General features: G+C 58.7%; 12 protein-coding genes. 10 read left to right on the top strand and 2 right to left on the bottom strand.

The window, feature by feature from the left end; genetic code table 11:
• Window positions 1-246: 246 nt before the first annotated feature.
• From AC13C8_RS00235 to AC13C8_RS00210, 6 genes are all read left to right on the top strand, one after another.
• Complete coding sequence (locus AC13C8_RS00235; RefSeq protein ID WP_482846002.1) at window positions 247-633, top strand: DUF6878 family protein; 387 nt, start codon at window positions 247-249, stop codon at window positions 631-633.
• 1 nt (window position 634) lies between these two features.
• Window positions 635-1096, top strand: coding sequence for a DUF6915 family protein (locus AC13C8_RS00230; RefSeq protein ID WP_482846001.1), 462 nt, complete (start codon window positions 635-637; stop codon window positions 1094-1096).
• A gap of 100 nt (window positions 1097-1196) precedes the next feature.
• On the top strand, window positions 1197-1499 hold the full coding sequence (locus tag AC13C8_RS00225; RefSeq protein WP_482846000.1) for a hypothetical protein: 303 nt from the start codon (window positions 1197-1199) through the stop codon (window positions 1497-1499).
• A 124-nt stretch (window positions 1500-1623) separates the two neighbouring features.
• Window positions 1624-2352, top strand: a complete 729-nt coding sequence (locus AC13C8_RS00220) for a DUF736 family protein (protein ID WP_482845999.1) — start codon at window positions 1624-1626, stop codon at window positions 2350-2352.
• 285 nt (window positions 2353-2637) lie between these two features.
• Window positions 2638-3045 carry a hypothetical protein gene (locus AC13C8_RS00215; RefSeq protein ID WP_482845998.1) on the top strand — a complete coding sequence of 136 codons (408 nt, stop codon included), beginning with the start codon at window positions 2638-2640 and terminating at the stop codon, window positions 3043-3045.
• Between the two features lie 147 nt (window positions 3046-3192).
• A complete protein-coding gene (locus AC13C8_RS00210) occupies window positions 3193-3774 on the top strand; it encodes a rhomboid family intramembrane serine protease (protein WP_043872291.1) in 582 nt (193 codons plus the stop codon).
• An 88-nt stretch (window positions 3775-3862) separates the two neighbouring features.
• Here the strand turns inward: AC13C8_RS00210 and AC13C8_RS00205 are convergent, their stop codons facing one another.
• Entirely contained in the window at window positions 3863-5248 is a 1386-nt protein-coding gene (locus AC13C8_RS00205) for an IS1182 family transposase (protein ID WP_482845997.1), read from the bottom strand.
• Between the two features lie 501 nt (window positions 5249-5749).
• Here AC13C8_RS00205 and AC13C8_RS00200 point away from each other — a divergent pair.
• The 4 genes from AC13C8_RS00200 to AC13C8_RS00185 are packed head-to-tail and all read left to right on the top strand — an operon-like array spanning window position 5750 to window position 8140.
• Complete coding sequence (locus tag AC13C8_RS00200; RefSeq protein WP_156108168.1) at window positions 5750-5917, top strand: hypothetical protein; 168 nt, start codon at window positions 5750-5752, stop codon at window positions 5915-5917.
• A 45-nt stretch (window positions 5918-5962) separates the two neighbouring features.
• Window positions 5963-6268 (top strand): helix-turn-helix transcriptional regulator, encoded by a 306-nt coding sequence (locus tag AC13C8_RS00195; protein ID WP_037240913.1) that lies wholly within the window; start codon window positions 5963-5965, stop codon window positions 6266-6268.
• Window positions 6265-7155 (top strand): reverse transcriptase family protein, encoded by an 891-nt coding sequence (locus tag AC13C8_RS00190; RefSeq protein WP_482845996.1) that lies wholly within the window; start codon window positions 6265-6267, stop codon window positions 7153-7155. Before AC13C8_RS00195 ends, AC13C8_RS00190 begins: the two co-directional genes overlap by 4 nt.
• A 19-nt stretch (window positions 7156-7174) precedes the next feature.
• Entirely contained in the window at window positions 7175-8140 is a 966-nt protein-coding gene (locus tag AC13C8_RS00185; protein ID WP_482845995.1) for a toll/interleukin-1 receptor domain-containing protein, read from the top strand.
• 49 nt (window positions 8141-8189) lie between these two features.
• Here AC13C8_RS00185 and AC13C8_RS00180 read toward each other — a convergent pair whose 3' ends face one another.
• Window positions 8190-8696 (bottom strand): hypothetical protein, encoded by a 507-nt coding sequence (locus AC13C8_RS00180; protein WP_139267177.1) that lies wholly within the window; start codon window positions 8694-8696, stop codon window positions 8190-8192.
• Window positions 8697-9181: the final 485 nt, after the last annotated feature.

Raw genomic sequence — 9181 nt, 5'->3', positions numbered from 1 at the left:
TGACGTGCGGGTGCAGTGAAAAAGAAAAAGAAAGCTTCTGAATCTGTGCCTTAAAACTCGGTGAAAGTTGAGATCTTCGCCGGGATTTTTGACTTGCCCGAAACCCTTGACAGAGGCCCGCCCCATTACGGAAGCGGGCTTCCGGTCGGGCGTCGCGGATCTGGATTTCACCGGTCTGCGCTTTCCGGGCGCGTGCAGACCAATGCCACGCCCGGTCCCCCCAAATTCAGACGAGAGGACAGACCCATGACCAATCCCCAGATCGATTATGCCGCAATGGCGGCTCAGTGGCGCGCGGAGCGCGAAACCACCTTGAAGGCGACCCGAGCGGAACTGCTCGCGCAACTACGTGCGCTTGGCATCAGCGAGGTCACTGCCGAATACGAAGGCTATGGCGACTCCGGCAATGTCGAGGATGTGACGGTGCAGCCTGCAGAGATCCAACTGCCGGAGCCGCTTGCCACAGAGGTTGGCGACTTCGCCTGGTCGCTCGCCTATCACCATCACCCGGGGTTCGAAAACAACGAGGGCGGCTACGGCACGCTGACCTGGGACATAGCACTAGACAGCATCACGCTCGATCACGCGGACCGCTATGTCGAATGCTCGCACAGCTATGACGAGGGGCTGTGAGATGGCCCATCCGCTTCATCATGCTGAAAGCTCTGCCCGAAAATTCGGCGGGGTGCCGTCTGACTATCAGTCTGTGCACGATTGGTTTGATGCCTCGAAAGAGCACCTCGCGCTCTTCACGCACCGCGCCATGCGTCACCATGCGCAAGGCCTGTTTGAGGCCGAACGGGTTTTTGGCCTGACACTGACCAATAGTGCGGGCCGCGACATCCCCGTGCGCTGGATCGGCGAGCAGCATATCCGTGAAGACTGCCAGGGCCGCATCCCGAGCATGGCGGACTGGCTGCGACGGATACAGCCTGAGCCATGGATGGCCAATGGCCACATCGACCGGCATTCCGGCGATGAGCCCTGCGGCGACCCAAGGGTTGCCTGGGCCTCCGAGGTCGGCGCCGGAAGAACGGTTCTTGGCCTGAAGGATTGGATGGCGGCGCGCGCGACGCAAGCCACGCAAAGCGCCTGACAGCTCTCGGCCGTTTGCCAAACGAATACTGTATGGAAGCCCGGTTGGAAGATCGGGCTTCTTGCGTCGTTTCCCCACCATTCTTCTTGAGGAGGATCGCATGACACTCAATGATATCAAGGCGGCCGTCGATGCGGGCCAGACCGTGCATTGGGCCAATACCGGCTACATTGTCCACAAGGACAGGCTCGGTCAGTACCTGATCACCTATCAGCCGAACGGTAGCTGCATCGGCCTGACCGACCGGAGCGGGCAACGGTTGAACGGAAAAGAAACGGAGTTCTTCATCGCGCAACCGAAGGACAGCGCGGAAAATCCGGGCAGCCAATCAAGACCAGACGGGCAGGGGAGGGGCGTAGCACCCGGAGGTGCGGGGGCATTCCCACTCGGACGGCAGCTCTGACCCGTGGGCGGGGCTGAAAGGAAAGCAGGCTTTCTGATTTGTGATCCCTCAAGGGGTCGAGAAAGCAATCCCGGATGCGCTGGCAAGAACGTCAGACACCGGCCAATCCAAAAGGAACCATCCCATGTTCGCAGGAACCCTCACCCGCAATGTCGAGACCGCAGCCGCTCAGTACACCGGCATGATCCATTCGACGCGCTTTGACATCGCCATCCAATTGGAGGCGCGGGCCAAGATGTCCGAACGCAGCCCGGATTTTGACGTAACGGCAGTCAACAAAACAGGCCGCAAGGTGCGCATCGGCACGGCCTGGAACGAGACCGGCAATACCAGTGGCAACCCCTACATCTCGATGCAGATCGATGTCGGCTTGGGCCCCTTCCGGGTCAACGCGGTGCAGACGAAAGAGGCGCGCGCGGCCCAGAGCGGGGACTTCGAGATCATCCCGCTGGTCTCGAACGGCCTGATGAAATCCGGCTCGCTCTCGGGCGAGCTCACCGCCATGGACGCCGACAACGCCTTCACGGGCTACATCGCCAACATGATGTTCGATCTGGAGTTCATGCTGATCGAGAACAGCTACAAATCCGAGGAGACCCACCCCGATTACCGCATCGAGGTCAGCTCGCCCCGGGGCACACCGATCCGCGTCGGCTCGGCGTGGATGGCCAAAAGCAGCCGCACGGGCAATGACTACCTGTCACTGCTGATCAACACGCCCGATGGCGACCTGCGCGTCAACGCCGTGCAGAACGAAGAACAGCGCGGCGGGCAGACCTTCTCGATCATCCCGTTCATCGACAGCGGTGAGCAGCCGCAGGACGCGGGCGCGGGGCTCTCCTTGGTCGCCTAATCGGCGCGCGAGGGGGAGACGACCTGAACCGAAAGGGGAGCCGTGGGACCACGGTTCCCCTTTTCCCATGTCCGTTGGCGTGAAGGACGCCACCCGCTTGCGATCAGGTGCAAATGCGATACAATAATATATTAACGCAATATCGAGGGCGGGCGCGGGGCGGCTAGATCAGGGACGGTTCCATGGTTCGAGAGCTTTGATGTTGAGGCAGAGGTTGAAGATCTCCTCGCCCATATCGAGCGCTGCACCGGATTCGCGCTACCCGCCCGACAACGCGCCGTCATCATGTCCCATGCAAGGTCAAAGCTCGACAGGACAAGGCAGGCATATCTGGAGGCCAAGGCGGTGGGAAAGCCGGTGTCCACATCGCGGCGTGCGTATCTGACCGACCTGCAGGACACGATCTTCATGGCGATCCCGGAGGAGAACCTTGCGCTGATGCCGCTAAGCGAACAGGTCCTGAACGACCCTTCATTTTACGCGGACGCTATGCACAGTGCCGCTGCGATCAGCAAAGATGAGCTTTTCATGGCGCTGTCCCCTTCGCTGAAAGACATGACGGTCCAAGACGCCCGGGCCTTCGTCTCGCAGCTCTGGCACGGCACGATTGACGGCAATGCCCGCAAATACGCCGAAGCCCTGAAGCGCCCCGAGCGTGAACCGCAGCCCTTTCGCCCGGGGAACACTGTGTAAGATCGAGGCCATTTTCTTGGCTTGGGCTGTAACCAAGTTGGCCGCCCCGAACTCCGTTGCAGGCGGCGGCATCCAGTGCAGCGCGCGAAAACCATTGAAGGCGCTGTGGTGACGTCTACTGTCGCCAACATGATGAACCGGGATCACATGCGCGCCTTCTTTCGGCGCACCGCGGCGCTTGTCGCCTTTGTCGCGCTGCTCTGGGCGGTCCAGGTCGTCAATTGGATCTTCGGTTACGGTTTGAACCCGGCCTTCGGCCTGATCCCCCGGCATGTCAGCGGATTGGATGGTGTCATCGCCATGCCCCTCCTGCATGGAAGCTTCGCGCATCTTATGGCCAATACGCCGCCGCTCCTGGTGATGGGTGGGCTGCTGGTGGCTACGACCACGCGGGCCTTGCTGGCCGTGAACGCCGTGGTGATCGGCCTCGGCGGCGGTCTTGTCTGGCTGTTCGGAAGCTCGGCCATCCATATCGGCGCGTCAGGGCTCGTCTTCGGCTGGTTTGGCTTCCTCGTCGCGCGCGGCCTCGTGGATCGCTCCCCGATCACGCTGGGCGCGGCACTGGTGGTCGGTGTTCTCTATGGCTCCCTTCTCTGGGGCGTTTTTCCAGGCCAACCCAGCGTCTCGTGGGAGGCGCATCTCTTCGGCGCTTTGGCCGGCGCGGCCGCTGCATTTCTTGTACGAACGCATGTCCATGTGCCGCGCCTCGGCGGCGTCGATCTGGACTGAAGCAATGCACTCGGCCGATTCTGTGGAAAAACTAACGTTTGCGAGCGCAGAAATAGCCGATCCAAATTCGGCGCGAGCACCTTTCCTGTCAGGCTTTGCGCGTTTGCTGCGGTGCCGGAAAGATCTTGGCCAATTTCCGGAGGTTCTGGGCGGTGGCGGCGAGGAGGAATTCGTCATTTGCGCCGCATGGACCACGTAATCGCAGTCGGCCCAGGCCAAGGATGCGTTTGAGGTGGGCAAATAGCATCTCGACCTTTTTTCGGAGCTTCATCGAGATGTCGTATTGGCGGGTCTTCGCAATGTATCGGGCGGCTTGGCGGGCATCTTCATGTTCCTCGCGGGTGATCGACCGGAAGTCCATGTTCGGGCAGCAGCGTGACTTCGAGGGGCAGGCTTGGCAGGTGAGCTTCAGGCCACGGTATTTGGCGACACCCTTGCCTGTCGGCCCCCGGTTCGGGTCGGAATAGTTCCGGCGGAACTGCTTCAGCTCATGGCCCTCGGGGCAGATGTATTGGTCGTTCTCGGCATCCCATTCGAAGTCCGCCCGCGTCCAGGTTCCGTCGGTGCGCCCGGACTTGTCTATGACCGGGATGTGGGGCGCGATCTTGCGGTCGACCAGCCAGCCCAGCATCGGCCCGGTGCCATAGGCCGTGTCCGCGATCAGGCGCTCGGGATGCAGGTCGAACTTCTCCTTTACCCGTTTCAGCATGGTCTTCGTCGAGCCGACCTCGGCCTGCCGGATCGACCTCGTGGCTTCCACATCGACAATGACACCATGATCCGTGTCGATCAGGTAATTGTCGGAATAACTGAAGAATGCAGGACCTTTACGCGCCGCCGTCCATTGGCTGGCCGGGTCTGAATGCGAGGTGAACTTTGGCTGCACCTCGCTGGCGGCCCCGAAGGCGGCTTCATCCAGCGTGTCGAGATACTCGCGAACCGCACGGGGCGCATCAGCCGGGTCGATCCGCGCCGCGTCCCAGTCGTCCTTCGGCGTAGAGTTCTGCTTGTTGGCATCCGCCTCGATCAGGCTGGCATCGATCGCCATGCGTTGTCCACTGACCAGCCCTTCGGCGATGCAACGCGCGACGGTCGTCTCGAACAGGTGTCGCAGAAGTTCGCTCTCGCGGAAGCGCCCGTGCCGGTTCTTGGAAAACGTCGAATGATCCGGGACCCGGTCGCTCAGATCGAGGCGGCAAAACCAGCGATACGCGAGGTTCAGATGCACCTCTTCGCACAGCCGCCGTTCCGACCGGATGCCGAAGCAATAGCCAACGAGCAGCATCCGGATCAGCCGTTCGGGATCGACCGACGGGCGGCCTGTGTGGCTGTAGAAACCGGCAAGATGGGTGCGGATGCTGCTCAGATCGACAAACCGATCGATGGATCGAAGCAGGTGATCCATAGGGACGTGATCCTCAAGCGAGAACTCGTAGAATAGTGCTGCCTGAGCTTCCTGTCTCGGTCCCAACATTGCTCAATTCTCCCGCTGGCCAGAAGAATTGAATCAGCAACTTACGCTTCGATCAAGCACGAGTTTTTCAACAAAATAGGCCAAAACCGGACATCGGTGACGGATACAGCGAAGGTCCGGAAGCGACCTTCTTGGACTTTCAGGGCCTCGATGACGGCGTCTTCGTTCGTAACGGTGTCCCTTAGGGAAGTTGCAAAAAAATCGCCTACAGCGATCTTGTATCGCGCAAGGAAGATCCTATCTATGTCTTATCGGTATGCCGGGCTTCGGTTCGGTTCGGAATAAAATCGCTGTACTTAGGGTCGGTTCACCGATCCGTGGAGGGGCTAGTTCCCTCTGACGCCTACCCCCCAAGCGGCCCCTGTGGCGGCGGCGGGGCGGCGGCCCCCCGGGCGACCCCGGGGGGCCAGCATAAGGGATAAGGACGGTCTCTCCGTTCCTCGCGCTGGTGGCGACACCCTTCCGCAATCCTGCGGCAGGGCCAGCAGAGGAGGCCATAACATGGCTTACGACACCGACGAGATCAGCCAGCGTGGGACACGCGAGACAAAACGGAAGCGCAAGCCGACGTGGAAGTCTCGCCTGTTAAAGGGCGCATTCTGGGTAGCCTGGGGGATGGGGAAACTCTTTGACCTCATCGAATGGCTGTCCCGGTTGTCCGGCGACTAACCGCGCGACCCTTAATGTTCGCATTTGGCGAAAGGAGGACCGAGAATGCTAGGTGAAGCACTGAGATTGATCCGGGTCTTCCATGACCTGAAACAGAACGAGTTGGCGGAACGCCTCGATATTTCCCAATCGCACCTTTCTGATATCGAACGATGCCGGAAAGTGCCAAGTCAGGAAATCGTTGCACGATACGCCGAAGAGTTTGATCTGCCAGTCAGTTCGATCTGGTTTTTTGACGAGAAGCTGACAGAAGGCACGACGCCGGGCGCTATCGAGAAAGCGCGTGGGGTTGTCGCTGACAAGATACTTGATTTTCTGAGGATGATCGAGCGGAAGCGAGCGTCATCATGACGAAGCGCCGCGACAAGTCCTATGCCCTCGATCAATGTGCCCTCTATCGGTGCAGCACACGCAAAAAGTTGTTCAAACTATTACAGACCAGTTCCGAGAAGTTTGCTGAGTTGAAGGCCGCACCCGATCTCTACAAGCCTCTGCGCAAGAAGAAAAAAGACGGAACATTCCGTCCTGTCCTTGCACCACGGGGCGATCTGAAGCGTATTCAACGGCGGATCGGAGAGTTGCTGCTGCGGGTGAAAACTCCGGACTACCTGATGTCGCCAGTGCGCGGTCGCTCGAACATCGACAATGCCGCACGGCATCGCGGTGCAGCAGCGTTCCATCTTCTCGACATCGAAGATTTCTATCCGAGCTGCACAGCCAGCAAGGTAGCATGGTTCTTTGGAAAATATCTTGGGTGCCCTCCCGACGTAGTGAAGGTCCTCCTTGATCTCACAACGCTGAACGGGGTTCTGCCAGCCGGAAGCCCTGCCAGCCCATCGCTGGCCTTTTGGGCCTACGCTGACATGTGGGACGAGATTGATCAGCTGACCCGTGATGCCGGATGCCAGGTTAGCGTGTATGTCGATGACATAACAGTTTCTGGGCAAAACGTTCCCGGGGTGCTGGTTCATGCGATCAAGGAGCGGCTTGCTCACCATGGTCACAGCTTCAAAGCGTCAAAGGAAATCGGTCAGATTAATGCGCCGGTAGTCGTAACGGGCGTGGTGGTGCGAGATCAAACGCTTCTCATGCCAAACGTTCAGCACCTAGAACGTCATAAACTTAGGGCAGAGATCGCGAAACTTCCCGAGGGATACGAGAAGGCTAAGAAGATGGCCTCTCTCATGGGGCGTGAAGGCACCGAGCAGCAAATCCTGGCGCGCAACCAGGCTCACTGATTTTCAATGATGGGTTAACATGACGACGGTTTTCTTTTCCTACTGCCACGCTGACGAGGCACTACGAGACCAGCTGGAACGCCAGCTCAGAATCCTTCAGCGTCAAGGCCTGATAGAGACCTGGCACGACCGCCGGATTGAGGCGGGGCAGGACTTCGCCGGTGAGATCGACGCGCACATTGAAGCCGATGAGATCATCCTGCTGCTGGTAAGCCCGGATTTTCTAAACTCTGACTATTGTTATGAGATCGAGATGACTCGTGCGCTGGAACGGCATAAGGTGGGAGAGGCCATCGTGATCCCGGTCATTCTGCGCGATTGCCTCTGGCATGGCGCACCCTTCGGCAAGCTGATGGCCACGCCAACGGACGGTCGTCCGGTCACGCAATGGCCGGACATCGACCATGCGTTCCGTCTCGTCGCCGAAGCCGTTCAGGCGGCAGCAAAGCGCATCGGTAGTCCACAATCGGTCACCAAGCAGTCAGCGGCACCTGCCATCATGCAAAACACGCAGTCAGTCAACAGATCGACACCGGCTCAAGTGATCCGGTCAAGTAATCTGCGGGTGGCCAAAACGTTCACAGACCGTGATCGTGATGCTTTCCAGACCGAGGCGTTTGAGTTCATGGCAAAATATTTCGAGAACTCGCTTTCTGAATTGTCGGCTCGCAATCCCGAGATTGACGGGTCGTTCCGCAGGCTTGACGCAAATCGCTTCAGCGCTGTTGCCTACCATAACGGTCAGTCTGCTAGCCGCTGCACCGTGTTCATGGGGGGGCGGCATATGGGGGGCATTGCTTACACTGCGACCGAAAATGCAGACACCAACGGGTTCAATGAGAACCTAACCGTCGAGGCCGATGAGCAAACCCTGTATCTGCGGAGTATGGGGATGGCACACTTTGGCCAAAACAGAGACCAGAAGCTGACGTTCGAGGGTGCGGCAGAAACTTATTGGCAGATGTTTGTGAAGCCACTTCAGTAACCGCATCAGCAACTTTACGGGTGTCTGGTTTTGTTTGACGATGCTTCCATCAAGGTTGCGAAACCTTCTTGGCAGAATGGCGGAAGATCACGGGCGCGAGACCAGTCTCGGGATCATTTTCGTTGAGGACAATTTTCCAGGACCTAAATACTGCTTCGATGGGTGATCTGTCGGGTTTAGTACCTGCCAGTGGACAGTTGATCTTGTTCCTCATAGGCCCTCGGGACTGAAATGCGCATAAGCCAAAGGCACCGTTCCACATGACGATGTCGCCAATTTCAGGTGAGGCGTAGCTTCCCACTTGGATATCTCCAGCGGGGTCGAGCACCAGTTTCCAGTCTTGGCCATACGAGAGGCAGAGGTCAGGTCTGTGATCTACATAGTGAATACTGAATAGGTCGTCGCCTTGGCCATTCAGTGTCGCGAAGCCAAGGTCTTCATCGAGTTTTACAACAAGCATGGCGAGTTCTGCCCCTCTGCCAAAGTTACAGAGACCGATTTCTCCCACTTCCAAGTCGGCCATTGGCTTGAGATTTGTTGAGAACAGAACTTCCATGATACTACGTTACTTTCTATTTACATGCGGCATCTTGAGTCGATTCTTGAGACCAATTCATCCTACTGGCCGAACGCACGTAGAGAGAACTGACATAGTGCGAATGGTAGCCGACCAACTGACAATGCGTGGCTTACCACCTACCCTCTATTGCCCCTATATCTCACGCCAATGCCTCGGCGGCTAGGTCTGATTCAGCGGATCCAAATCCTCGAGCGGGCGCCGCGTGAGAGGAGGTTGCCAGGTACTTGCGTTAAACAGACTCGCGCAGATCGCAACGAATGACCACAATTCGCCCATCACGTCGAATGCTTGGAAAAGCAATCCTTATAGTCGGCAGCGGCGTCGCCAGCACATCAACCTTGGGCTAAGCCTTGCGGCCTCCCCAGCTCGGCTTCGCGTGTCGCAGGGGAGAACGGCCCTTCGGTCCGTCGCGCATTCGGCCATGCGGCCTCACCGCGGCGTCGCACCCAGGCCCCCGGTTT

This window comes from Aliiroseovarius sp. B-4, assembly GCF_056857795.1.
This window is presented reverse-complemented; position numbering and strand designations above follow the sequence as displayed.